The sequence below is a fragment of the Micromonospora sp. NPDC007208 genome (assembly GCF_042869175.1).
GTDB lineage: Bacteria > Actinomycetota > Actinomycetes > Mycobacteriales > Micromonosporaceae > Micromonospora > Micromonospora foliorum.
The window spans coordinates 86031-109855 of sequence record NZ_JBIAFG010000010.1; the positions used below are offsets into that span (position 1 = coordinate 86031).

At 65.9% G+C, this 23825-nt stretch carries 17 protein-coding genes; 8 read left to right on the forward strand and 9 right to left on the reverse strand.

Annotated elements, in window-relative coordinates; all coding sequences use genetic code 11:
- Positions 1–138 precede the first annotated feature (138 nt).
- From glsA to ACFYL6_RS20370, 3 genes are all read left to right on the forward strand, one after another.
- A complete protein-coding gene (glsA, locus tag ACFYL6_RS20360) occupies positions 139–1821 on the forward strand; it encodes a glutaminase A (protein WP_387173193.1) in 1683 nt (560 codons plus the stop codon).
- A 64-nt stretch (positions 1822–1885) separates the two neighbouring features.
- Positions 1886–2905: a glutamine synthetase gene (gene glnII / locus ACFYL6_RS20365; RefSeq protein WP_387173195.1), complete on the forward strand. Its 1020-nt coding sequence runs from the start codon at positions 1886–1888 to the stop codon at positions 2903–2905.
- 80 nt (positions 2906–2985) lie between these two features.
- Positions 2986–4305: an ammonium transporter gene (locus tag ACFYL6_RS20370; RefSeq protein WP_387173478.1), complete on the forward strand. Its 1320-nt coding sequence runs from the start codon at positions 2986–2988 to the stop codon at positions 4303–4305.
- 95 nt (positions 4306–4400) lie between these two features.
- On the opposite strand, the gene ACFYL6_RS20375 is transcribed toward ACFYL6_RS20370, so the two are convergent.
- The gene (locus ACFYL6_RS20375) at positions 4401–5231 is read right to left on the reverse strand and encodes a BTAD domain-containing putative transcriptional regulator (protein ID WP_387173197.1); all 831 of its coding nucleotides are present in this window, start codon (positions 5229–5231) and stop codon (positions 4401–4403) included.
- A 541-nt stretch (positions 5232–5772) separates the two neighbouring features.
- Here ACFYL6_RS20375 and ACFYL6_RS20380 point away from each other — a divergent pair.
- The gene (locus ACFYL6_RS20380; protein ID WP_387173199.1) at positions 5773–6711 is read left to right on the forward strand and encodes a LysR family transcriptional regulator; all 939 of its coding nucleotides are present in this window, start codon (positions 5773–5775) and stop codon (positions 6709–6711) included.
- A 116-nt stretch (positions 6712–6827) separates the two neighbouring features.
- Here the strand turns inward: ACFYL6_RS20380 and ACFYL6_RS20385 are convergent, their stop codons facing one another.
- A complete protein-coding gene (locus ACFYL6_RS20385; protein WP_387173201.1) occupies positions 6828–7631 on the reverse strand; it encodes an SDR family oxidoreductase in 804 nt (267 codons plus the stop codon).
- A 135-nt stretch (positions 7632–7766) separates the two neighbouring features.
- Positions 7767–8279: a type 1 glutamine amidotransferase domain-containing protein gene (locus ACFYL6_RS20390; RefSeq protein WP_387173203.1), complete on the reverse strand. Its 513-nt coding sequence runs from the start codon at positions 8277–8279 to the stop codon at positions 7767–7769.
- Between the two features lie 846 nt (positions 8280–9125).
- Between ACFYL6_RS20390 and lanKC the strand changes: the two genes are divergently transcribed.
- Entirely contained in the window at positions 9126–11699 is a 2574-nt protein-coding gene (gene lanKC, locus ACFYL6_RS20395; protein ID WP_387173205.1) for a class III lanthionine synthetase LanKC, read from the forward strand.
- A gap of 555 nt (positions 11700–12254) precedes the next feature.
- On the opposite strand, the gene ACFYL6_RS20400 is transcribed toward lanKC, so the two are convergent.
- From ACFYL6_RS20400 to ACFYL6_RS20415, 4 genes are all read right to left on the reverse strand, one after another.
- Complete coding sequence (locus ACFYL6_RS20400) at positions 12255–14054, reverse strand: acyl-CoA synthetase (RefSeq protein ID WP_387173207.1); 1800 nt, start codon at positions 14052–14054, stop codon at positions 12255–12257.
- 23 nt (positions 14055–14077) lie between these two features.
- Positions 14078–15742, reverse strand: a complete 1665-nt coding sequence (locus ACFYL6_RS20405; protein WP_387173209.1) for a fatty acyl-AMP ligase — start codon at positions 15740–15742, stop codon at positions 14078–14080.
- 940 nt (positions 15743–16682) lie between these two features.
- Positions 16683–17126 (reverse strand): peptidase inhibitor family I36 protein, encoded by a 444-nt coding sequence (locus ACFYL6_RS20410; protein ID WP_387173211.1) that lies wholly within the window; start codon positions 17124–17126, stop codon positions 16683–16685.
- 368 nt (positions 17127–17494) lie between these two features.
- On the reverse strand, positions 17495–17938 hold the full coding sequence (locus ACFYL6_RS20415) for a hypothetical protein (RefSeq protein ID WP_387173213.1): 444 nt from the start codon (positions 17936–17938) through the stop codon (positions 17495–17497).
- Positions 17939–18548: 610 nt separating this feature from the next.
- Between ACFYL6_RS20415 and ACFYL6_RS20420 the strand changes: the two genes are divergently transcribed.
- Both ACFYL6_RS20420 and ACFYL6_RS20425 read left to right on the forward strand, forming a co-directional pair.
- Positions 18549–19214 (forward strand): tetratricopeptide repeat protein, encoded by a 666-nt coding sequence (locus tag ACFYL6_RS20420; RefSeq protein ID WP_387173215.1) that lies wholly within the window; start codon positions 18549–18551, stop codon positions 19212–19214.
- Positions 19215–19478: 264 nt separating this feature from the next.
- Positions 19479–19682 (forward strand): hypothetical protein, encoded by a 204-nt coding sequence (locus tag ACFYL6_RS20425; protein WP_387173217.1) that lies wholly within the window; start codon positions 19479–19481, stop codon positions 19680–19682.
- A 135-nt stretch (positions 19683–19817) separates the two neighbouring features.
- Here the strand turns inward: ACFYL6_RS20425 and ACFYL6_RS20430 are convergent, their stop codons facing one another.
- A complete protein-coding gene (locus ACFYL6_RS20430) occupies positions 19818–21965 on the reverse strand; it encodes a glycogen debranching N-terminal domain-containing protein (RefSeq protein ID WP_387173480.1) in 2148 nt (715 codons plus the stop codon).
- Between the two features lie 116 nt (positions 21966–22081).
- Between ACFYL6_RS20430 and ACFYL6_RS20435 the strand changes: the two genes are divergently transcribed.
- Entirely contained in the window at positions 22082–22441 is a 360-nt protein-coding gene (locus tag ACFYL6_RS20435; RefSeq protein ID WP_387173219.1) for an alpha/beta fold hydrolase, read from the forward strand.
- A gap of 73 nt (positions 22442–22514) precedes the next feature.
- Here the strand turns inward: ACFYL6_RS20435 and ACFYL6_RS20440 are convergent, their stop codons facing one another.
- Positions 22515–23792, reverse strand: a complete 1278-nt coding sequence (locus ACFYL6_RS20440) for an MFS transporter (protein WP_387173221.1) — start codon at positions 23790–23792, stop codon at positions 22515–22517.
- Between the last annotated feature and the right edge of the window lie 33 nt (positions 23793–23825).

Here is a 23825-nt window from a genome sequence, read left to right on the forward strand (position 1 = left end):
CGCACCCAAACGTGACGCCCGCCGCTCATTCGCCGACACCCCGTCCGGTCGCGCTGGTCAGTAGCGGGAAGATTTCGCCGGGAAACCGCACCGCTGACCGTTTTCAAATCACCTTCTACGGAGTAGTCGAGCTACGTCATGCCCCCGATCAGAAAGACCAGAACTGCACCGCGTCGAACCGAGCAGTCGTGGTCCCCCAGCCTCGTCGAGACCCCGGGTATCGACAATTTTGACGCCAGCGAGTACGGGAAGCTCCTCGCGTCCTTCACCGTCGACCCCGAGGGCACGATCGCGGTGGCGGAGCTCTCCGACCGGCTGCGCGCATCGGGAATCCTGGAGACGGATCCGCGTGCGGCCGAGGTGTGGGCCCTGCGCTCCACCCCAGGCGTCGAGGCGCAGGCACGGATCGATCTGGCCCGCTTTACCGCGTTGTGCAGGACCGGTGGCGGTGTCATCGAGAAGTCGCTGCGAGGAGACTTCATCATTCCAGACTTCGCCGCACTGCAGATGGAGATCCTCGCGATCTACGAGGGCCTCAGGGGCGTCGACGAGGGCCGGGTTGCCGACTACATTCCGCAGCTTGGCCGGGTCGATCCTGAAAAGTTCGGCATCGCGCTGTGCACCGTCGACGGGCAGCGCTTCGCGGTGGGGGACGCGGAGAGCATGTTCTGCGTCCAGTCGGTCTGCAAGCCCATCAACTACTGCCTCGCGCTGGAACAGCACGGTGCCGAACAGGTCCACCAGCACGTGGGGCGCGAGCCCAGCGGGCGCGGGTTCAACGAGCTGACGCTGAACAACGAGGGACTCCCGCACAACCCGATGATCAATTCCGGGGCGATCATGTGCTGCTCGCTGCTGCGTCCCAGCTGGGAGATGGCCGACCGTTTCGACCACGTCGCCGAGACGTGGCGAAAGCTGGCCGGTGGCGAGGCGGTTGGTTTCAACAATGCCGTCTACCTGTCGGAACGCCGCACTGCGGACCGAAACTTCGCCCTCGGCTACTTCATGCGCGAGCACAATGCCTTTCCGGACGGGACTGACCTCACCGAGACGCTGGAGTTCTACTTCCAGTGCTGCTCCATCGAGGTCGACGCACGGTCGCTGTCGGTCGTGGCCGCCTCGCTGGCCAACGGTGGCGTCAATCCCCTCACCCGGGAGCGGATCTTCTCCGCCGACACCGTACGCAAGTGCCTGTCCCTGATGTCGTCGTGCGGGATGTACGACTACTCCGGGGAGTTCGCCTTCACGATCGGTCTGCCGGCGAAGAGCGGCGTCTCCGGCGGACTCATGATCGTGGTCCCCGGCGTGATGGGCATCTGCGTCTGGTCGCCCCGCCTCGACGCGATGGGCAACTCCGTCCGGGGGGTCACCTTCTGCAAGGAACTCGTCAACCGGTTCAACTTCCACGTCTACGACTCGTTGGCCACCGGCGAGGACTCCGGCAAACGCGACCCGCGGCGCGGGAGGAACGAGGAGGAGGTGGCGTCGACCACGCGGTTGCTGTGGGCCGCAAGCCACGGTGATCTGGAGTACGTCCGGCTCGCACTGGCGGCGGGAAAGAATCCCAACTCCGCCGACTACGACCGCCGAACCGCGCTGCACCTGGCCGCTTCCGAGGGAAACCTCGACGTGGTCCGGTACCTCCTGGACCGCGGGGCGGATCCAACTCTGCAGGACCGCTGGGGAGGCACCCCGCTCTCCGACGCCGAGCGAGGAGCACACGACCGGGTTGTCACTCTGCTCACGTCGGCGCTGAGCGTCGAGAGTCCGGCAACAGACACCCACCTCGTGCGAACGGGCGCGCCGCTCGCGGCGGTCTGAGCCGTCCGTTCGTCCGATCACGATTTCGAGGGCCATCCGGCCCGCTCACAGGAGAAAGAGACACATGGCGTACAAGGCTGAATACATCTGGATCGACGGCACCGAGCCGACCGCGAAGCTGCGGTCGAAGACGAAGATCATCGCCGACGGCGCCGAGCCGGGCACGTGGGGCTTCGACGGCTCCAGCACCAACCAGGCCGAGGGCCGCAGCTCCGACCGGGTCCTCGAGCCGGTCGCCACCTACGCCGACCCGATCCGTGGCGGCGCGCACCTGCTGGTGCTGTGCGAGGTGTTCAACATCGACGGCACCCCGCACGAGTCGAACACACGGGCCCGGCTGCGACCGGTGGCCGAGCGGTTCGCGGCCCAGCAGCCGCTGTTCGGCATCGAGCAGGAGTACACGTTCTTCAAGGGCTCCCGCCCGCTGGGCTTCCCCGACGGCGGCTACCCGGCCCCGCAGGGTGGCTACTACTGCGGCGTCGGCGCGGACGAGATCTATGGCCGCGCCGTGGTCGAGAAGCACCTGGACAACTGCCTGGCCGCGGGCCTGACCATCTCCGGCATCAACGCCGAGGTCATGCCCGGCCAGTGGGAGTTCCAGGTCGGCCCGCTGTCGCCGCTGGAGGTCTCCGACCAGCTCTGGATCGCCCGCTGGCTCCTGCACCGCACGGCGGAGGACTTCGGCATTTCCGCCACCCTGGAGCCCAAGCCCGCCCGGGGTGACTGGAACGGCGCCGGCGCCCACACCAACTTCTCCACCAGCGCCATGCGAGAGAACTACGCGGCGATCATCGAGGCCTGCGAGGCCCTCGGCCGGGGCGACAAGCCCCTGGAGCACATCCGCAACTACGGCGCCGGCGTCGAGGCCCGCCTGACCGGTGCCCACGAGACGGCGCCCTGGAGTGCGTACAGCTACGGCGTCTCCGACCGTGGCGCCTCCGTCCGCATCCCCTGGCAGGTGGAAATCGACAAGAAGGGTTACATCGAGGACCGCCGACCCAACGCCAACGTCGACCCATACACCGTCACCCGGCTCATCGTCGACACCTGCTGCACCGCCCTGGGTGCCGCCGACCTCGTCTGAGGCGCGCCTCCACTGTCACGTACGAAATCAAAAAGACGCCGCTGTGGTGCGGCAGTAACCAAGACATGGAGTACACCTCGATGCCAGAAGCCTTCGACGCGGGGGACACCGCATTCGTACTGATCAGCGCTGCGCTGGTCATGCTGATGACCCCGGGACTGGCGTTCTTCTACGGCGGCATGGTCCGCGTGAAGAGCGTCCTCAATATGTTGCTGATGAGCTTCATCAGCCTGGGCATCGTCAGCGTGCTCTGGGTGACCTACGGATACTCGCTCGCTTTTGGCGAGGACGTCGGTGGGCGTGGGCTCATCGGTGACCTGTCCAACATCGGTATGAGCGGGATCTCGGACACCACCCTGACCGGCAGCGTTCCGGTGCTTGCCTTCGCTGTCTTCCAGATGATGTTCGCCGTCATCACGCCCGCGCTGATCAGCGGAGCGATCGCTGACCGCGCCAAGTTCGGCGCGTGGATGCTGTTCGTCGCCCTCTGGGTGACCGTGGTCTACTTCCCGGTGGCCCACTGGGTATGGCAGGCCGACGGCTGGATCTTCAAGCTCGGTGTCAAGGACTTCGCTGGCGGCACGGCAGTCCACATCAACGCGGGCATGGCCGCCCTCGGTGCGCTACTGGTCCTCGGCAACCGGGTCGGCTTCAAGCGGGAGTCGATGCGGGCACACAGCCTGCCCCTCGTGATGCTCGGCTCGGGCCTGCTCTGGTTCGGATGGTTCGGGTTCAACGCCGGATCGGCCCTCGCCGCGAACGGCACCGCCAGCGTCGCCTTCCTCAACACGCAGGTGGCTGCCGGTGCCGGCATGATCGGCTGGCTCGTCTGGGAGCGGGTCCGCAAGGAGGGCTTCACCTCGCTGGGCGCTGCCTCGGGAGCGGTCGCCGGCCTGGTGGCCATCACCCCGGCCTGCGCGGCCGTGAACACGTGGGGCGCGATAGCCATTGGCATCATCGCTGGTGTCGTGTGTGCCTGGGCCGTCAGCCTCAAGGACCGGTTCGGCTACGACGACTCGCTGGATGTCGTGGGAGTCCACGCCGTCGGTGGTCTCGTCGGCACGCTCCTCATCGGGGTGTTCGACGTGACGGACGGTCTGGTCGCCGGTGCTGGCGGTGGACAGTTGTTGAAGCAGGCTATCGGTGCCTTCGCCGTCGCCGCGTACTCGTTGGCACTGTCGTGGCTGCTGGTAAAGGTCATCGATGTGACGATCGGCTTCCGGGTGCGTCGTTCCGACGAGGTCACCGGTATCGACCAGATCCTGCACACCGAGAGCGCCTACAACTTCGGCACGGTGACGACGTACGAGGCGCCCTTCGGCACGACCGGCGAGGAGGCGCATCGCCCGGCTGTTCAACAATGGGCGGGCGGTACGTACAACGGTCCGTCCACGCACTGACCGACGGGATCGAACGTCAGTCACCACGGAGATCCTCGGGAAACCTGTCCGAGGATCTCCGTGGGCCGGACCGAGAGGGCCGCGGCGGGTGGATGTCAGCTCACCCCGACGGCCAGGTCGTGGCCGGCCTGCCAAGCCCTCGCGCCGCCGCTGCCCGCTGCCGTAACGCTTTGCAGGAGCACCTGCCGGTGGGCCGCCTGCAGATCGGCGCCGGGGTCGATACCCAACTCGCCCACGAGGCGATCACGGATCGTCTGAAACACCGCCAGTGCCTCGGCCTGTTGCCCGGCAGCAGCGAGGCTCTGGATCAGCAGAGCGTGTACCTGCTCGTTGAGGGCGCCGCACGCCACCGCTCGCCACAGGAACGTGAGCATGCTGTTCGGTCGGTTCAGCCGAAGTGCGAGCCTGGTGGCGTCCGCCACGACCGTAAACAGGTCGTTTTCCAGTGCGGCCAAGGCGCTGGCAGCGGTCGCGTTGTCGCCAACCCGGTCACCGGGCGACCCGTGCCAATGACGGAGCGCATCGAGGAACAGGTCGTGGGCCTCGACGAGGCGTCCTGCCGCGAGCGTCGTCCGCGCCATGGCGGCGGTTCTGCGGAAGGCGCTGAGGTCCAGGCTGTCAGGGCCCGAAATCAGGCGGTATCCGTCGCCATGGCGTAGCAGACAAGTGCCCGAGGACCGCGCGGGCAGGTCCGGTTCGAAGATCCGTCGCAACGCCGCGACATACTTGTGGATCGCATTCACAGCGCTGGCGGGCGGCTCGCCACCCCACAGCAGCTGCACCAACTCGGATGTGCTGACCGGCCTACCCTCCTGGATCAGCAGCATCAACAGCAGAAAGCGCTGTTGGCGCGGGCCGGCGTCGATCTCCCGTCCATCGCGCCACAGCCGCAACGGACCCAGGACCCTAAATTGCAGATCATTCACCAGTTTTGGTCACTTCCCACTGCCGCCCGTCGGAGGCGCGATCACGGTGGTCGCCCTCCCTCCTGTCCTCGTCGACAACGTTAGGAAGGCGTTCGACAGCACGCCCAATAGGAGATTGTTGTCGCGGCGGAGCGGACAGCCGAGGTGTCCCTTTCAGGCCAGTTCGTGGCCCGACGCCCGGCGAATCCTGGCGGCGCAGAAACCTACCCTGTACGACGCGCTCGCGCGGGCCACGCCGAGGACTCGTCGTACGGCGCAATGCCCGGACACCTGCACGGCCTGACCTGCGCCCAACCTCCGTGCCGGCGGAAAGAACCAGGTTCGGGTCGCCGTGTTTGCGGAGAGTGCTTACGGGAAGAAACTCCCTACAGGTCACACGTGTGTGTGCTATCGGAGGCGCCCTGGGTGCTTTCAACCCCTCCTCGGCGTTTTGGTCGTCGCCGCATTCGTACCCTTTACTGGCTTCCATCAACGGCAAGAAAGCCATGCGCCCGCATGCAAGCGGTTGAGATTTCCGAGTGATCGGCGCAAGGAGGGGTGGATGGACGTTCGACAGTTGGAGTTTTTCCTCGCAGTTGCTGAAGAGGGGAACTTCACCCGCGCCGCGAAGCGCTCCTACGTCTCGCAGCCCGGGCTCTCCTCGTCAATTCGGGCCCTCGAACGCGAGCTACGCGTTCGCCTGTTCGACCGCGTACCGGCCGGCGCCTCACTCACGCCGGCCGGTACCGTGTTCTTGACACGGGCGCGCCGGATGCTGGCGGACGCCCACGCCGCGCAGGCCGAGTTGGCCCAGCTTCCGGGCAACGGCGCTTCCCGTGCCGTCCGGATTGGTGCGGAGCAGTGCCTGGGAAACCTTGTCGACCTCGCCGATCTGTTGAGCATCTTCGCGGAGCGAAACCCGGGCACGGAGTTGACCTTCGAACAGGCTCCGACAAACCGCCTGCTTGAGGGGATTCATACCAACGCGATCGACGTCGCGTTGGTTGCCCAGAGCCCGCCAGACGACAACGCTGACACACTTCGTGCGGGCGGCGGTGTCGTTCTGCGCTGCGAACCTTTCGTCTTCCTAACCTCGGACAACCACCCACTGGGGCGCGAGAACGAGGTGAGTTGGGAGGTGTTGGCGTCCGAACGGTTCGTGGACCTGGCGTCGTCGTGGGCTGCCCGAGAGGTACTCGACGAGGCCTTCACCGCCCGGCACGGCTGCCACCGCATCAGCGCCGTGTCGGTCGGGGACGTGTACATGCTGCTCGATCTGGTGGGGCGAGGTTTCGGAATAGCTGCCGTACCGGAGTCAGTCGCCGAGAAACCCGAAGCCGCAGGACTTCGCCGGCTCCAGGTCGCAGGGCCGCCATTTGAGTGGGAGGTACTGCTCAAAGTGGCGGAACGGGCCAATGCCGCGGCGCGCGCGTTCGCTGCCATGCTTCTTCCTCAGACGGCGATCAGCAACTCCCGAGATGCACTCACGGGGCGGGCATGAGCGGGCCGGCGAGGTCCGCGTCAGCGGTGGGGCATCCTTCGATATCGCAGTGTCGCGCGCCGTCCGGCCAGTGAAGTGGCCGTCAACGGAGGGCTCCTCTCGTTCGCGCAGAAGCGCTATGCGCGTCCGGCATCGAGGGTGAGGTTGACGCCGTTGGCAGCCGGGTTCTCCAGCAGGAACAGGCACCCGTCGACGATCTGCCGCATGGTCGGCAGCTCCCCGGTCAGGGAGATCTTGCGCAAGGGTTCAAGGAGGGCACGCTTGTCCACCCATGCGGGGCTGTCGACGACCGCACCCGGGTGGACCGAGTTGACCCGCACCGGAGCGAGTTCCACGCTCAGAGTACGCACCAGGCCGACGATGCCGGCGTTGACGGTGGACAGCACGGTGGAGCCCGGATAAGGGCGGTCCTTCGCCATGCCACCGAACAGCAACACAGCGGCGTCTGATGCGAATCGGTCGTGCAGGGCGGCCGCCACCGCCGCGTAACCGACGATCTTGGTGGTCGCCAGTGTCACCGCCGCCGGCACCGCGAAGGACGCCACGGTATTGCTGTCTCGAATCATCCCCGCAACAGCAAGTCGGTCCACCCGCTCCACCTTGCCGAGCGCGTCCGCCACCGAATGCGGCTGGGACAGGTCAAGCCCCAAGCCAGACACACGGCTTCCGGTCTCGGCCGCAAACCGCGCGGCCTCGGCCTCGGCCCGCTCCGCCGACCGCCCGGTGATGATCACCTCGTTGCCCCGCCTGGCGTATTCGGCGGCCAACTCGCGACCGATGCCCTGGGTAGCGCCCACGACAAGGATTCTCATCTTCTTCTCGCTTTCCTTCGGTGGGGAAAATCTTCCGCCCATGTCACGGATCTCTGCGGATACCGGTTCAGAGCGAGACTGAATCGAGTTCTTGATCGACGCCGACATCGTCGGAGTGGGCGACGAACCACAGCACTGCGGGCGCCTGACTTGGGCGATTGTTCGACGCGTTGCGACGCGCGCCGCCCCGGACGACACGTGGTCTCCGGTGGGTACCCGCCGAGACCACATCCGGAACCAGGGCTATGCGGTGGTCCGTCCGACCAGCGCGATCAGCTCGTCTGCGGCCGGTCCCGAAGAGGCTGGATTCTGGCCGGTGATGAGCAACCCATCGATAGGCGCGCCCGGCGGATGGCACACCAGGGCGATCGGCTTGCGCGCCTCGGTCATCTGCTCGATCAACTTGATCGAGTTCTCGTCTTCGGAAAGATCCCACAGCGGGCCGTGGCCGCCCGGGTAGAAGAGGGTGTCATAGTCCTCGGCGAACACCGAGTCCAGCCGCAGCGTCTTGTCGAGCTGGGCCTCCGCCTCCGCGTCGGCCTCGAACCGTCGCGTCTGGTCGGTCTGGAAGTTCGGCTCGTTGCTCTTCGGGTCCAGGGGCGCCCGCCCGCCCTTCGGCGAGGCGAGCGTCACGTCCCAGCCTGCGTCCCGAAACCGGTAGTAGGGCGCGGCCAGTTCTTCGAGCCAGAAGCCCGTCTTGCGTCCGGTGTCACCCAGTTCGTCGTGCGAGGTCAGGACGATCAGCACCTTCGTCATATCCACTCCTTCGTTCTCGCCAGGTGCGCTGGTAGGTGCCGTGGATGGCGGCTCGGCGATGCCATGACCGAACAGTTGGAAGCTTAGGCAGGCCGGGTGGCAGGCTCAGGCAGACCGAGAATCATCGTCGACCTCGGCATCGGATCGACCCACTACCCGGGCGAGGATGAACGCACCGGTCAGCCCGACGTGCATGCTGGTCTCGCCTGGGATGACGCCCGCGCTCACGCTCGGTCCACTCGATCAGGCGGGCGATCTGCCCGACCATGATGCCCCGGAAACTCAATAGGCTGCCCAGGACCTTGCCCTGAATCCCTCACATTTATCCAGTAGTCCTTCAGGTCTATTCAGTAGAAATCAAGTACGTCTATCTAATCTTGTCGGCAAGGGTCATCCTCCTGTGTGGACAGTGCGGAGCTCGTTGTCCCACAGCAGAAGACCAAAGTCTAAACCGGAAGGAAGTCCGATGTCCAAGATCCTCGCTCTGCAGGCCAAGAAGCCGATCATCCGCGCAGAAGTTGGCAGCATGATCAGCAGCATCACGCACCTGCACTAGGTAACGCTGCAATATCGCCGCGGTGACGTGAGCGGCGCGTCAAAATCCCATTGCCGCTATTCCTCGACGGCGAGGTTGATTTCAATCAGGATTCGCCCGAAGGCTGATTAGCAGCTGGGCAGTGGTGGTGATATCGATATTATCGTCGATATCACCACCACGCCTTTTCCGCACAAAGACATTTCCTTGCACCCCCCTCAAAACCACCCTCTGACCTTTCTTGCAGTACGCCCTTGATGTTACCTCAACGCCTGGAACAGGAAGAAATGGAAAATCGACACGAGGTATACATGAGAAAGGGAACGCTGTTCTATGACGACCCTTTTTCTGAGCAAGAGGAAGATGACCTGTTTCCTGCCACGCTAAGGTCTACCCCATATGGGTGGGAGCGCGCTTCTAACGGGCCCTGGATCGTGTTGACCCCAAAGGGAGAGGTCCTCCCTGAACAGGGTTGGAAGATTCACGTTTCCGCTGCGGAGTCCCAAGCCATTGCAGCGCTTGACGTCGTATGGAGTTACTGCGAAAAAGAATCTATCCCGTTCAAGTTCTTAAGATCTGCAAGAGTCTCAAGACTGATAAACTCAAAATATGCGGCCCGCTCTTCGAGCGGTAAGTTCATAACAATATACCCCAAGGATGCTTCAGTACTGGAGCGTGCACTGGAAACGCTTGGGAAAGAACTGGAGGGGATTCCAGGGCCTTATGTTCTAAATGACCTACGCTGGGGAAACGGACCGCTCTACATCAGGTATGGCGCCTTCACCGAGCTTTATTGTAATGACGAAGACGGAGCCCGGGTGCCCGCGATGCGTCGACCGGATGGCGTGCTCGTACCGGACCGGAGGGATCTCCTTTTTACGACACCCTCCTGGGTCAACCCCCCCGATATCGTATTGCGGGAGATTAGCGACGCAGAACTCCGAGAAGCGAATAGCGAGGATGACTTTCCATTTCAGATAGAGGATGCTCTGCACATCTCCAATGCCGGCGGACTTTACCTGGCAACGGATGAACGAAACGGTCGGCGAGTACTGCTCCGAGAGGCTCGACCATACGCCGGGTTGGACGCGCGTGGACAAGATGCAGTAACGCGGCTTTTGCATGAACGCGACACTTTACAGCGGATCGCCGGCGTGAACTGGGCGCCGGAGTTGTACGAGCACCGACTCGGCTGGGAGCACCACTTCTTGGTCGAAGAGTACATCGAGGGCCAGAATCTGGATCGGGAGATCACTCGGCGTTACCCTCTCGCCCGCGTTGGTCCATCCGATGCGTACATCGAGGAATACACAACCTGGGCACTGGATGTCATCGCCCAGGTTACAGCGATCATTGAACATCTGCATTTGCTCGGCATTGTTTTTGCAGACCTTCATCCCGCGAATATCATGGTCCGACCCGATGGTGTTATTACTTTGGTCGACTTTGAATTGTCCTTCTCCGTGGATGATGAGTCGCCGCCTCCATTAGGTGCGGCGGGCTTCATCTCTCCTGCCGCCCGTAAAGGCGTCGCAGTCGATCTATACGCTTTGGCATGCCTCCGGCTTCATATATTCCTCCCCCTTCAAGTCCTCATATCGATGGACAACACCAAGGCAGAGCTCATTTCGAGGTCCATCGACTCAATTTTCCCAACTCCGGCGAGTTATACCAAGGAAACATTGGCGCTGCTTGAGCGCGCTTCGGGCGGAAGCCTCACCCTTGGCGGTGCCGAGCCATCCGGCCTGTCGACAGTTCATTGGCCTGAACGAGATCGCCCAGAAACGAACTGGCGCGAGGTGCTGGATTCCCTTGCCAGGGGCGTACTCGCCGCGGCCACACCGGAGCGGCGAGATCGACTCTTCCCGGGCGATGCGGCGCAGTTCAAGGGTATGGGAGGCCTGGACCTCTCTCACGGCGCCGCAGGCACGCTATTTGCAATGTCGGCCATTGGGCAGGAGGTCGATCCACGTCATGTCCAATGGTTGGTCGACCGTGTGGCCGAGTTCAGGTCACCGTTGTGCGGTTTCTACGATGGGCTCCACGGGATCGCATGGTCTCTGCATGCCTTGGGGTACCAAGACCGCGCCCGGGCAGTCCTGGAAAGAGCTTCAGGACTTGAGAACAACGTGGCTACCGCCGATCTTTCAATCGGCCTGAGTGGCATAGCGCTGAATCTGCTGTTCCTTGGGAATGCCTACGAAGACCTTCAGCTCCTCGCGCGGGCAGAGCAAATATCGCTGCGCCTTCGGGATGCATTTAAAGTCGGAGGGAAAGGTAGCCAGACGGGCATTTTCCTTCCGAAAATGCCGGGCCTTACATCTGGGGCCGCCGGGGCGGCGCTCCTATTCGTCCGCATGTTCGAGGCTACCGCTGACCCAGAGTGGCTCGACGTGGCAGGAATCGCCTTACGCCAGGATCTCGACATGGCGAAGGAAGAAGATGGCCTGCTTCAACTCCCAGACGGTAACGGAAGACTCCTTCCATACCTCGGGCAGGGCACCGTGGGTCTCGCCTTGGTGGTCCGCCAATATTTGAAATACCGTGAAGATTCCGACCTGCGGCGGATCTTGGATTCAGCCGACAAGATCAGTATGATCGACTTCGTCTATGCCCCGGGTCTGTTCGAAGGACGCTCCAGTATGATCTACTACCTCGGAGTCAGGGCGCATGACAATCCAGCACCGGACACCTCCACGGTCCGCATGCAGTTGAACAAGCTCGCTCGGCACGCTATGTACCATCGAGGCGAGCTGATCTTTCCTGGGCGGCGACTGCTGCGTTTGTCAACCGACCTTGCCACTGGATCCGCCGGCGTGGCCCTGAGCGTCAACTTCGCTGTTAATCACGGGCCCCAGCTACCTTTCCTTGGCGATTCGCGATGATGAGCATTCGATCAAGGCGGCAGCGGTTGCCGCGCTATCGCACCGAGCGGTTGAGGCGGGCAGTCGATCGCGTTAGGGGAAGCACGTTCCCTCCTCGGCGGGATTGAGGTCGGGGGCGTAGGCGGGTAGCTGGATCACAGTCAGCCGGGTCCGAGCGGCGATCAAGGCGTGTGTGTGGCGACTGACGTGGGTGTGAAAGTCGGCCCGAAGCGCGGTGCTGGTCTTTCGACCGGTCCGTTTTTTCGGGCCGCTTTCCGCACCCAGCGTGCCACTCTCACGGCACCGGGCGCTCCAAACCCCAGCTGGGATCCGTTCCCCAGGGCTTGCCCAAGGGGTGGGAATGACTGACGACCAGGTTGCGCCCCATCGGGTGTCGCTCGACTGGAACGGGACAGGACAGGAATCTTCCCGGCGGCGGTGTACCACAACCAGAGACCCAGCGAGTCAGGAACGAGAGCACGGGCACCGGCCGCGGAGATCTGGATTGCTTCATGAGCGGTTCGGTCCGCAGCTGTGGGGAGGCGGAAGCCACCCGCACCAGTCCAGGTGACTTTGTCAGACGATACGTAATGTCCAGCGGAACGAATAACGCCCGAGCGACTCCCGGATCTGGTCTGCCTGTTCGGTCCCGGCCGTGACCTCCGCCACGGGAGTCCCGTCCTCGACCCTGACCACCACCTCGATGCCGGGGATCTCGGCCACGAGCACCCGACGGACCGCGTCGGCCCGCAATGCCGGTTTGAAGTCCTTACCGACCGCGGTGACCGGCAATTCGTTGACGACATAGACGGCTTTCGGCGCCATGGCGGGTTCGGTGACGCGTCCGATCGCCCACTTCGTCAACTCCTCCCCGGTCGTCTCGGCACCGGGCTGCAGCGTGACGTAGCAGACCGGCACCTCACCGGCGTGGTGGTCCGGTTGGCCCACCGCCGAGGCGCTCGCGACCGCCGGATGGCTCAGCATGGCCTCCTCGACCACGGCTGGGTCGATGTTGTGCCCGCCCCGGATGATCACGTCCTTGAGCCGGCCGGTGACGAACACATAGCCGTCGGCGTCGACATGACCAAGGTCTCCGGTGTTCAGCCAGCCGTCCGTGATCTTGCCCAGCGGATCGATCACGATGCCGCCGTCGGTACCGGCGGTGACGTAGCCGGGGAAAACGGCCGGACCGCTGATCGTGATGACGCCCGTCTCACCGGGCGGCAGTCGTCTGCCGTCGGCCGGACTCACCGCCCGGATCTGCTGGTACGGCATCCGCAGCCCGACCGACCCAGACCGCGGGTACCCGGGCAATATGCGCGCCGACGCGCAGGTGGCCTCGGTCAGCCCGTACCCGTCACAGATCGGCACCCCGGTGCGTGCCTCGAACGCGTGCCGAACCGTCGGCGGCATCGCGGCGGCGCCGCTGACCACGAATCTCAGCGACGATATGTCCGCACCCTCAACCGGTACCTGGGCCAGCCGTGCGTAGACGGTCGGCACGGCCGGCATCGTGGTGATCCGATACTGCTCGACGAGCTGCCAGAGTGCCGGGAAGAGCGCCGCGTTGCGGTAGCCCAGCGGCCCGGGCCAGACAACCCGGGCTCCGGTGAACATGGGCGCCAGCACCGTTACCATGATCGCGTTCACGTGGAACATCGGCAGACCACCGAGGACGGTCGCGTCGAGGCCGTCGATGCTCGCCGCGCCGGCCCAGGCGGTGAATACCTGACCCGCGTGGGTGTGCGCGGCCAGCTTCGGCGCTCCGGTGGTGCCGCCGGTGAGGAAATAGGCCGCGATGTCCTCGGGTGCCGGCGGCAGCGCCGCGAGGGAATCGGCGCTCTCGTCGGCGGCCCGGTCCTCGAGGTAGCCGACCGGTACGGCGGCCTGACCGAGTTCGGGCCGATCACCGCGTGGGCCGTCCGGGCGCAGCGCCAGCACGGCGTCCAGGCCGAGCCGCTCGCCGAGGTGCACGGCGAGCCCCCACAGCGGTGCGCTGATTTCCGGACCGGCGGCGACCAGCACCCTGGTCCGGGCGAGCTGGAGCGCTGCCGCAACGGCGTCCGGGGTCAGGAGCGGGTTGATCGGCAGCGCGATGCCCACCGCCTCGGCGGCGAGGATCGCGGTGAGCAGATCACCGTTGTTCGGGCTCAGCAGGGCAACCGCGCCACCGCGACCTATCCCGAGCCGGGACAGCGCATTGGCTACCCTGGTTGTCCGGCGTAGCAGCTGCTGGTAGGTGAACGTTTCCGGCGCGGTGCCGATCTCGCTGAGCATGACCAGCGCGTCACGGTCGCCGTAGCCCTTGGTGGCCTGCTCCAGCACGGCGTACGTACTCGTCGGCAGATCCCGCGAGGAGAGCGGGACCTGTTCCATGGCGGCCGGATCGAGGGCGGAGTTCAACTGATCGGCCCTTTTACCTGGCCGGCGGCGTCCTCGGTGCCGGTTTCGGGCATCTGTTCGGCGATTAGGGCGCGGGCCTTCACCCGCTGCACCTTGCCGCTCGTGGTCACCGGAAGTCCACCGGTGCGCATCAGCACGATCGCAGCGACGTCGACGCCGTGCTCGGCTTTCACCGCTTCGCGGATTACGGACTCGAGCTCCACCCGCCGCTGCACGGCGAGCGGAAGCGGGAGCCGGACCTCCGCGGCGACGACAAGGCGGTCGCCGCTCTTCCCGTACGGCAACACGGCGCACCGCCGCCCGTGCAGCGTCGGGGTGCTGCGTTCGACGGTGTGCTCGACGTCCTCGGGGTGCAGCAGCCAGCCGTCGATCTTGATCAAGTCGGCGAGCCGGCCGGTGACGAACAGTTCACCCTTCCAGAGGAAGCCGCGATCGCCGGTGCGCAGGTACGGCTGCTCGTCGAAGCCAGCCACCCGAGCCTCGAAAACGGCGGAATTGTCGTCACGTTGCCAGTAGCCGCAGGCGACGCTGGGGCCGTGTACCCAGATCTCCCCGAGCACGCCCGGCCCGCAATCGACAAGTGTCTCCGGGTCGACAATACGCACCGTGAGTCCCTCGGGCCGCTGACCGCAGCCGACCATCGGCCAGCCCGCCACGGGTTCCTCGACGGCGACCCCGTTCTGCAGGGACTCACGGTCGAAGCGGACCGTCCGCGGCGTGTCGCCGTCCCGCACCCCGCTGACAAACACCGTGCCCTCGGCCAGTCCGAAACACGGCGCCATCGCCTCCCTGCGGAAACCGGCCGGGCCGAAGTGCTCGGCGAACCGTTCCACGGTGTCCGGCCGCACCGGCTCGGCAGCGTTGAGCACGACTCGCATCGAGCTGAGGTCGAGCCCGGCCGTCTCGCTGGCGGGCACCCGCTGCACACAAAGGTCGAAGGCAAAGTTGGGCGCACCCGTGAGGTTGCCGCCGACCTCACCGATCGTGCGCAGCCACACGCCGGGATCCTTCACGAAGCTCATCGGCGGGATCAGGGTTGCCGTCCCGGCCCGTAGCACGGTGAACATCAGCAGCGCCAAGCCCATGTCGTGGAAGTGCGGCAACCAGCAGACCATTTGCAGATCACGGATCGGCGGCGCAATCGACCGGGTGAACTCGTCGAGCATGCGCAGATTTTCGAAGTAGTTGCGGTGACTCACCAGCACACCCTTGGGTGAACCGGTGGAACCCGACGTGTACTGGAGCACCGCCACCTCGTGGGCAGCCGGTTCCGGTGCGAGGCCGGCCTCCATCGCCTGGCCGACCGTGACGCATCGGCCCGGGAACGCTTCGGCGAGTTCCTCGACGGTGACGATCATCGCCGCCTGCGCATGTGCCGCAGCGCGTTCACCCGCCCGGCCGGGAGGCACCGGCACCGCCACCGCACCGGCGTACCAGCAGCCGAACAGAGCCGGCAGGAAATCCACATCGGTCGGGAACGACAGCACGACGCGATCCCCCGGGGCGACGGATCTACCGAGCAGTCCGGCCACGGCGCGCGCCCGCTGGTCCACCTCGGCCCAGGTGAGCATGTGCCCCCCGACGCGTACGGCCGGCCGGTCACCATGCTCGTTCGCGTTCCGCCCCAAAAGCTGAGCAAGACTTACCAGATCCCCCTGCATGCACTCCCCCTCGATACTGGCCAGGATCCGAAGGTCTCATCCCGACTCCAATTCGACGACGGCAGGACTCCGGCATTCCCGATGCTCTCGGTTTTCGACTCGACGGTATCGGGGGGCTATGGATCACCACTTGACGCGCACACGGCCTCTATCCACATTCCTATAACTCCCGCCTTCTGTCGTCCGGCCTGGTCGTGACGAAAGTGTGCGCGTCAAGCCCGGTAGATCGTTCAGGCTGCGGCCCGGACGGTTCCGGCTGTTCCGCGTGGTCGCTGAGTGCGGCAGATCGTTGGCGCGGCGTCTGGGCGGGCAGATGGCCCCCGACTCACCGATCAGTTCCGCAACTCCGTGGGTTGCACGCCGTTGACGGACAATTCCGTGTGCGTCCGCCCTGGTCACTGTCTGTCAAGCCGGACGAAAGTCCGGGTTGGCAGGCTGGCATACGTTCGATTCCGCCCACCGCTGGAGCCAATCGGTGAACAGAGCGATCGTCGTCGACCGGCCTATTGCACACTCGGCCGGGACGGCCAGGTGCTCGTGCACGGCGAGAAGGCGCTGATCCTCTTCCGCGAGATCGGCTACCGCTGGGGCATACGAGGCGCTCGAGCGAGCAGCGGCGGTGCTGGCCAGCTGCCCAGGCGGCGGCCCCGACCGACTACGCGCCCGCTTCGTCTGCCTCGCCAGCGAGCGCCCAGGGCTGTTGCCTAATCGGGATGCTCCTGGTCAGAGCTTCGATCAGATCGGCGGGGGCGGCGGTTGGCGCGTCTGGTAGCGCGGGCAATCTTGGTTTCGCCGTTGCTGTGGACACAGAGCGGCCACCGCGTGATCGTCTGTATGTTGTGGACGCACCGTCGAATATTGCGGTGGCCGCGGCCACCGCAAGCGGCCGAGCCGGCCGGACCCTGGCGACAAGTGGTCGGCTCGACCACAGATCCTGCGATCAGCAGAAAGCTGATCCCTTGTTATCCATGTTGAAATTCTGCTTCTCTACGCCGCCGTCGTAAGCCGTGACGCTTTGGAGACTCGAGAGCCTTCGGCCCGCCGGTACGGCTACGTAGGCACCGGAATTCCAAGATCCGGTGTAAAGAAACGCGGGGTTACCGGTGTTGTTGATCACGGACGAGCCGCTGTCATTCACCGACTTCCCGTTGTTGTAGAAGTTGTCGCTCAAGAGCTTGTCGCAGAGAATGGATTTATTACCGACGTACAGCCGGTCCTGTACGTGAAAAACACCGCCTGAGTAGTTGGCATTCTCGAAGATGCACAACTGGCGCGATCCGCACTGACCCGGGTCGGCCTGGGCACTCGTGGCCGCCACCGTCATACCAGAAAGCGTCAGCGCAAACGTTGAAAACGCTATTCCGAATTTGCTCGCGATTCGCACAGGGCATCCCTCCGATGATACTCGGGCATGATTCGGACAAATCCTAGGCTGAACGTCTGGACAATAACTTTATTTCTACCGAAGCCGCCGCCAGGGCCCTGGTTGACCGCGCTCGTCGAGGCCCCGGCGCCAGGTATCCGAGCGCTCCGGGCCCACACATGACGCGGCGCATGACGCGGCGCAGGAGCGCGAAGCGCAGGCTGCTGCGGACTGAGTCCCGAATACATCGCGTGGCTCGGCCCGTCGGGCTGACCGGCATGACCCGTGCCGACGCCCAGCGCGCGTCGAACGGCGTCGGCGGCCCTGCACCACCGCCTGCTGGACCAGGTCACCCAGCAGCGCGGACCGGCTCGCTGACCGTCCGACCGCTACTGCGCAAGGGCGAACAGGCAACGGGACACGACCTCGAAGCCCATGCGCCGGTGCACCGGCTCCCCGTCGCTGCTGGCCTGAAGCGTGGCGACCGTCCTGCCGTCGACGATGCCGGCAAGCCGGACCACGTCGGGGTACGCCAAACCCAGCTCCCGGTCGACCACGGAGTCGACGCTGCCGTCCTCGAACCCCAACGGTTCGGCGTACTCCCGCATCTCCGCTGGTTCGGCCACCGTGCTGATCTTTAAATCGGCGGGCGTGTCCAGGTCGGCGACGGTCGTGACGTCGATCGCCATGACCGGCATCTCGCCGATCTGCTGGGCACCGCGTGCGAACAGGCCCTGAGCCGTGCCCTCGTCGCTGTCGGCACCTACCCGCCAGGCCCAGCGCGTACCCGCCAGTTGCCGCTTCGCCTCCTCAATCGCCGCGTCGAGCGCCACGTCACGCAGCCGGAGTATCCCGTTGAGCAGGACGTGCTCGATATCGGTGCGAAAGACGGTCAGGTTGGCGCTGGGGTCGGTGTCTGAGGCGGCGCCGGCCCAACCTGTCCAGTAGCGGCGGTTCGCCGCGAGTTGCGGCTCCAGATCGTGCAGGGGAACGCATCGCGTCCATCAGAGCCTCTATCCCTGATTGCTCGAACGTGTGCTGCCGGCATGCGACCGAGGCCGGTGCGGCGTGCTGGTATTTCGCCTGCCCCGGGCGGCCGGCACCGCACGGCCTACTGCACCCGGAAACGACGGCCACACCGATTCCGGAAAGAGGTCGAATGTGCGCGGAGCAGCACCGGTGCGTGCGAGTAAGAGCCTGTCAACTCGGCCGGACTACCGTTTTTGGGATGTGCGTGGGCCGGTGGGGCACCATTCAGCGCAGACAGGTCCGAAGCGCTCGCCGGAATCGATGCTACGTCGGTACCGCGCATATCGGTAGGAGCCGTTTACGGCTGCGGTAACCTGCCGAACGCCGATTGACGAATATGAGGAAACGTCCGTGAGTTTCAGTGAGAATGTCCGTTCGGCCTTCCGGCGCGGTGAGACCGATGCCGTGGTACGCATGAGCGGGGCCGAGGTCGAGCGCGCCCAGGCGGCTGGCGACCCGGCCGGCGAGGTGGAGGCCCGGTACAGCCTCGCCAGGGTCGCCCTCCGCGGCGGTGACCTGCGCGGCGGAGAGGCCCGCGCCCGCGAGGCCCTGGACGTCGCGCTGCGCTCCGGCGACCGAAGCCTCGAGGAACGACCGAGGCACGTGTTGGCCGCCGTGGCCCGCATGTCCGGCGACCTCAGCCGTGCCCGGATGCTCTACCAGGACAGCATTGCCCTCAACGAGGCTCTGAACCAGCCCAGGATGGTCACCTCGGAAACGCACAATCTCGCCCTCTGCGAGTTGGGGCTGGGCAACCTCGACGTGGCGAAGAGGCTGATGGCCGAAAGCCGCGAGCGGGTCTTTCGGAACGGCTGGGCGGACTTCGTGCCGTACGTCTGCGTGGCGGGTGCCGCGCTCGCCTCCGCCGAGGGCGACCATACCCGCGCGGCTCGCCTGAGCGGTGCCGCGGAGGCCGCGTTCGCGGCGCTCGGCCAGACACCGGACCCCGACGACGCTGCCGACCTCACCGCCGTGCGTACCGATGGCGTGAAGGCGCTCGGCGTGAACGCATTCGCCCTAGAGCGCGCACGGGGTACGCACCTCGATGCGCGTACGGCGCTCGACGAGGAGCACCCCTGACCGCAGGGTCCATCAGGCAGGACAGTTCCCGATCGAGGACACTCCGCGTGATCCACCCGTCCCACGCATCGTGCGCAGGCCGCCTCCGGTTTCGGGGATCGCTCGCCGCGCTCGCCGTGACGATGCTCGCCGGCGGTCGGCTCACCGCCTGGCACGGTCTCCGCGAGCGGGTCCTGTGTCGAGCAAGCCGCCGCCGTGTTCGAGCAGGGCTGCGCGTGGCGGCACACCCACGGTGGGCGCCTGGTTCGGGACTGGTCGAGAGCCATGGCCCATGACCTGGCGGTCACATCGCAGCGGCAGGCCGCCGTGCAGCGGGAGAGCATCGATCCGGTGTTCGACGTCCACCAGCCGGATCACGTGGACGCCGCCGTCGCCACGGCCGAGGCGGTCGCGTTGCTGCGTCAACTGTCCGAGGAACATCGCGCGGTACTCCTGCACACCTACCTGGCGGGACGGACGACACACTAGACAGCCCGCGTACTCGGGGTTCCGGTCCGCACGGTCAAGTCCTGGCACCGCCACGCACTGTCCACCCTGCGGGCGAGTCTCCCGACATCATGACCGGCAGCGTCCGGGTACGGCGGCGCTGGCGCACCCGGTGGTTCATCCGGTGGAGCGCGAGCCGGTGGCCTCGACGGTATGTCGCGCGTCGTGCACGGTGACACCGGTCAGCCGGATACTCCCCAGCCCTTCGGGGATGCGCGGATCGGTGGCGGCGGTCCCGTCGCTGACGTCGAGCCCGAGCATCGTGCGCAGGAACAGCAGGGGCGCCCCACTGGCCCAGGCCTGGGGATTGCAGGCGGTCGGGTACGGCACGGGTCGCCGGCCGAGCGAGCGGTCGTAGCCGGAGAACGCCTCGGGTAGGCGGTATTCGAAGTGGGCGGCCGCCTCCAGCATCGCCATCGCGATGCGGTTCGCCTCATCGCGGTAGCCGTAGCGGGCGAGCCCAGCGGCGATGATCGAGTTGTCGTGCGGCCACACGGTCCCGAGGTGGTAACCGATGGGGTTGTACCCCACGTCCTCGGTGGACAGGGTCCGGACACCCCAGCCGGAGAACATCTCGTCGGACATCAACTGCCGGGCCACCGCCTCGGCGCGGTCGGGCGGGACGATTCCGCTCCAGAGCAGGTGGCCCATATTCGAGGTGATCGAGTCGATCGGACGCTTCTCGGCGTCGAGGCCAATCGCGTAGTAACCGCCCCGCGTCGGCAGCCAGTAGTCACGGTTGAACCGCTCTCGCAGATCGGCTGCTTCGGCACGCAGCCGTCGGGCCAACGCGGGGTCGGCCAATGGCCCATCGGCAAGTTCCGCGGTGCGAATTTTGGCGTCGTAGGTGTAGCCCTGGATCTCGCAGGTCGCGACCGGCAGTGTCGGCAGCGTGCTGTCGGCGAACTGCACGCCGTCCGGCGAATCTCGCCAGCACTGGTTACGCATGCCCTCGGGGGAGCTCGTGCCGTACTCGACGTAACCGTCGCCGTCGCGGTCCCCGAAGTCGTCGATCCACCGCAGAGCCGCCTCGGCGTTGGGCCGCAACCGCTGGACCAACGCGTCGTCGCCCGTCCACCGCCAGTACTCGGAGAGCAGGATAAGCCACAGCTGGGTGGTGTCGGCGGACCCGAAACAGGGGCCGTACGGCTTGATGCCGAGCTGGGTCAGCTCGCCCGACCGGAACTCGTGGAATATCTTTCCAGGTTCCTCGTCGCTGAAGTTGTCGACGGTGGTGCCCTGATGCGCGGCCAGGGTGACGAGCGCGCCGCGGGCGACATCCGGGCCGCACGTGATGCTCTGGTACGCGGTGATCAGCGTGTCCCGCCCGAATATTGTCAGGAACCAGGGCATGCCGGCCGCGAGCAGGACGACCCGCTCACCGCGGATGTCCTTCGCTATTCGCATCGACACCAGGTCGGTGGCCGACTTGTGGTACACGTTGCTCAACAACTCCGAGTCCGCACTGAGGTGCGGCTTGTTCGCCCTCCATCGCCATGCCGGGTCGTCCGCGCCGGGATCGTGGGCTTCGCCGAAGGTGCGGTTAACCGGCCGGTAGTCCGAACCCTGGCAGTTCAGCAGCACCCGCAGCTCGCAACTCCAGGTCTGGCCACGCGTCAGGTCCAGGTTCCAGACCAGGGAGTCCCCCTCGACCCGGTCTGCATGCGGCTCGGCCTCGACGCTGGAGACCGCCGACCACCGCGCTTTCTGGTACGAGAAGCGCAGGGCGGAGCCGTCCGGCCGATGGGTACGTCGGATGTCGGGCAGCCTGCTCGGACCCGACCTCTTGATCTCGAAGAGATCGGCGAAGTCGGCGCCGACGTCCAGCCGCAGGCATATGAAGACCGGTTCGACGCCGAAGTACTGCACCGTGATTCGCTCGCACATGCCGTCTCCGACGAACCGTTCCCGCCGCACACCGACCCGGTTCGCCTTCAGGCCCGGAATCTCCGCGTTAGCGAGAAAGAACGCCGCCGAGTACGCATCGACGGTGCTCGCGCTGAGCACCAGTGGAGCGGCCCCGTCGATGGTCAACTCCCACCGGCTGAGGTAGCGGGTGTCGTCGTGCACCAGACCACCGATGGAGTCCGCCCGTACGTCACCGCCCGAATTGGACAACATAAAGGTTCGGCCTTCGAATACGCCGACCGCGTCCGACCCCAATTCGGGCGGCATCTCGCGGTTGGCCCCACCGGCGGTCGTCGTGTCGCGTCGGTTCTCAGGCCGGGGTCCGGAGGGTGTCGACCGAGACTGCATGGCACCCATCCCCTCCCCGCCGGCGGCGAGCGGCGCCGCCACGTCTGTTCGCAGTCTAGGACTCGGGAATTTGGCCTCGTCGCGATATCGACGGATCGTCCCAGCTGGCCCAAAGGGTGCGCGACATGCTCCGATGCTGGCCGCGCCCGGCGGTGGAATTCGACGAGGTCTTCGACGTGCGCGACAGGCTGTCCCTGATCGCGGTGCCCCCCATGATCATCGCCGGGGCGCACGACGTCAGCTCCGGACCGGAGTGCGCCTCGATCCTGCGATCGGGCATCCCCGACGCCGCACTCGCGGTGTTCGAGAACAGCGGCCACGTCGCCCACCTGGAAGAGGCGGAGCGGTTCGCCCACATCATGCGGGAGTTCACGCGCCGGGCGTCGACGTCGTGGTCCACTCCGCCTTCCGGTGCACCCACACCGCGAGGCCGTCGTGGTCACCGTGAGCCGGGGATCATGCCGGTGCGCCCTCTCTGCTGGTGATCCACAGCCGTGATCGCCACGTGGACGGTGCCAGTGGACGGTCGGCCTCGGTGCCGCCCACCGGGCACGACCGTCAGGCGGACGTGACAGCTGACCTGCTCCGCCCCACGGTGGTGAGGTAGAGGATCAGGCCCGCGGTGGTGAGGGCGAATCCCGCCCACACGGTGGAAAGGGTCCCCCACCCGAGGCCGATGGTGACGGCGCCACCGATCGCGCCGAGCGAGTTGGCGAGGTTGAGGGCGGCCAGGTTGAGGGCGCCCATGAGGGCGGGCGCGTCGGGCGCGAACCCGGTCAGGCGCACCTGGATCGTGGGGATGGCGAACATCATGGTCGCTCCGACGCCGAACAGTGCCGGCAGGAGGATCAGGATGTTGCTGCCGGCGAGTCCGATCGCCACGAGCACCACCAGCACGTAGCTGAAGCCGTAGATCAGCGGGCGGCTGCCGTGTCGGTCGGCGGCCCGGCCCCCGTAGTAGTTACCGACGGCCATGCCGAGGCCGAAAACGGCGAGGGCGACGGGGATGAGCGACGGGCGCTCGCGCGCCGCGTCGGTGACGAACGGCCCGATGAACGTGTAGACGGCGAAGATGCTCGAGATTCCGAGCGCCGCGACCGCGACCATGAGCCAGACGTTGAGCCGCCGCAGGGCGCCGAGTTCGCGGGCCACGGAGCTGCCGCGCAGGTCGTCGGTGCGGGGCAGCCACGCCAGCAGCGCCGCGCCGGCCAGCAGACCCACGCCGACCACGGTCCAGTAGGTCGTGCGCCATCCGAAGTGCTGGCCCACGAAGGTGCCGAGCGGTGACCCGATGATGGTGGCCACGGTCAGACCGCCCATCACTGTGGCGAAGGCCTTCCCGCCCTTTCCGGGACCGTAGACGTAGGCGGCCACGACCGCCCCGGCGCCGAAGAACGCACCCTGCACGCTTCCCGTGATGAACCGGACGACGACGAGGGTCGCGATGGTGGGGGCCAGTGCCGAGAGCACATTGCCGACCAGGAAGAGCGCGATCAGGCCGAGCAGAAGGGTGCGGCGGTTGGCGCGGGCCGCGAGGAGGGTGATCGCCGGTGAGCCGATCATGACGCCGAACGCGTAGGCGCTGATCGCGTACGTCGCGACCGGGATGGACGCGCCCATGTCGGAGGCGAAGAGTTGGATAATTCCGTTGCTGCCGAACTCGCCGGTGCCGATGGCGAAGGTGCCCAGAGTCAATGCGAACAGGGTCAGTCCGCGGCCGCGACCCGACGCCACGGTGTGCCGGCTCTCCTCGGCGGCGCACTGGGATTCGTACGCCTTGTTGTGCAATCCGGCTTGAGCCGGGGCGAGCAGGCTTCTGCTACCTGACGCAGTCATGGTGCCCGTCCTTACTGGGAGTTACATTTCCGG

Bases quoted from the DNA above. Each gene is read 5' to 3' on its own strand.
- ACFYL6_RS20405 (WP_387173209.1), bottom strand. From the start codon at position 15,742: ATGCAGGGGGATCTGGTAAGTCTTGCTCAGCTTTTGGGGCGGAACGCG.
- ACFYL6_RS20390 (WP_387173203.1), bottom strand. From the start codon at position 8,279: ATGACGAAGGTGCTGATCGTCCTGACCTCGCACGACGAACTGGGTGAC.
- lanKC (WP_387173205.1), top strand. From the start codon at position 9,126: ATGAGAAAGGGAACGCTGTTCTATGACGACCCTTTTTCTGAGCAAGAG.
- ACFYL6_RS20385 (WP_387173201.1), bottom strand. From the start codon at position 7,631: ATGTCGGCGTCGATCAAGAACTCGATTCAGTCTCGCTCTGAACCGGTA.
- ACFYL6_RS20380 (WP_387173199.1), top strand. From the start codon at position 5,773: ATGGACGTTCGACAGTTGGAGTTTTTCCTCGCAGTTGCTGAAGAGGGG.
- glnII (WP_387173195.1), top strand. From the start codon at position 1,886: ATGGCGTACAAGGCTGAATACATCTGGATCGACGGCACCGAGCCGACC.
- ACFYL6_RS20370 (WP_387173478.1), top strand. From the start codon at position 2,986: ATGCCAGAAGCCTTCGACGCGGGGGACACCGCATTCGTACTGATCAGC.
- ACFYL6_RS20420 (WP_387173215.1), top strand. From the start codon at position 18,549: ATGAGCGGGGCCGAGGTCGAGCGCGCCCAGGCGGCTGGCGACCCGGCC.
- ACFYL6_RS20430 (WP_387173480.1), bottom strand. From the start codon at position 21,965: ATGGGTGCCATGCAGTCTCGGTCGACACCCTCCGGACCCCGGCCTGAG.
- ACFYL6_RS20425 (WP_387173217.1), top strand. From the start codon at position 19,479: ATGGCCCATGACCTGGCGGTCACATCGCAGCGGCAGGCCGCCGTGCAG.
- ACFYL6_RS20440 (WP_387173221.1), bottom strand. From the start codon at position 23,792: ATGACTGCGTCAGGTAGCAGAAGCCTGCTCGCCCCGGCTCAAGCCGGA.
- glsA (WP_387173193.1), top strand. From the start codon at position 139: ATGCCCCCGATCAGAAAGACCAGAACTGCACCGCGTCGAACCGAGCAG.
- ACFYL6_RS20400 (WP_387173207.1), bottom strand. From the start codon at position 14,054: ATGGAACAGGTCCCGCTCTCCTCGCGGGATCTGCCGACGAGTACGTAC.
- ACFYL6_RS20435 (WP_387173219.1), top strand. From the start codon at position 22,082: ATGCTCCGATGCTGGCCGCGCCCGGCGGTGGAATTCGACGAGGTCTTC.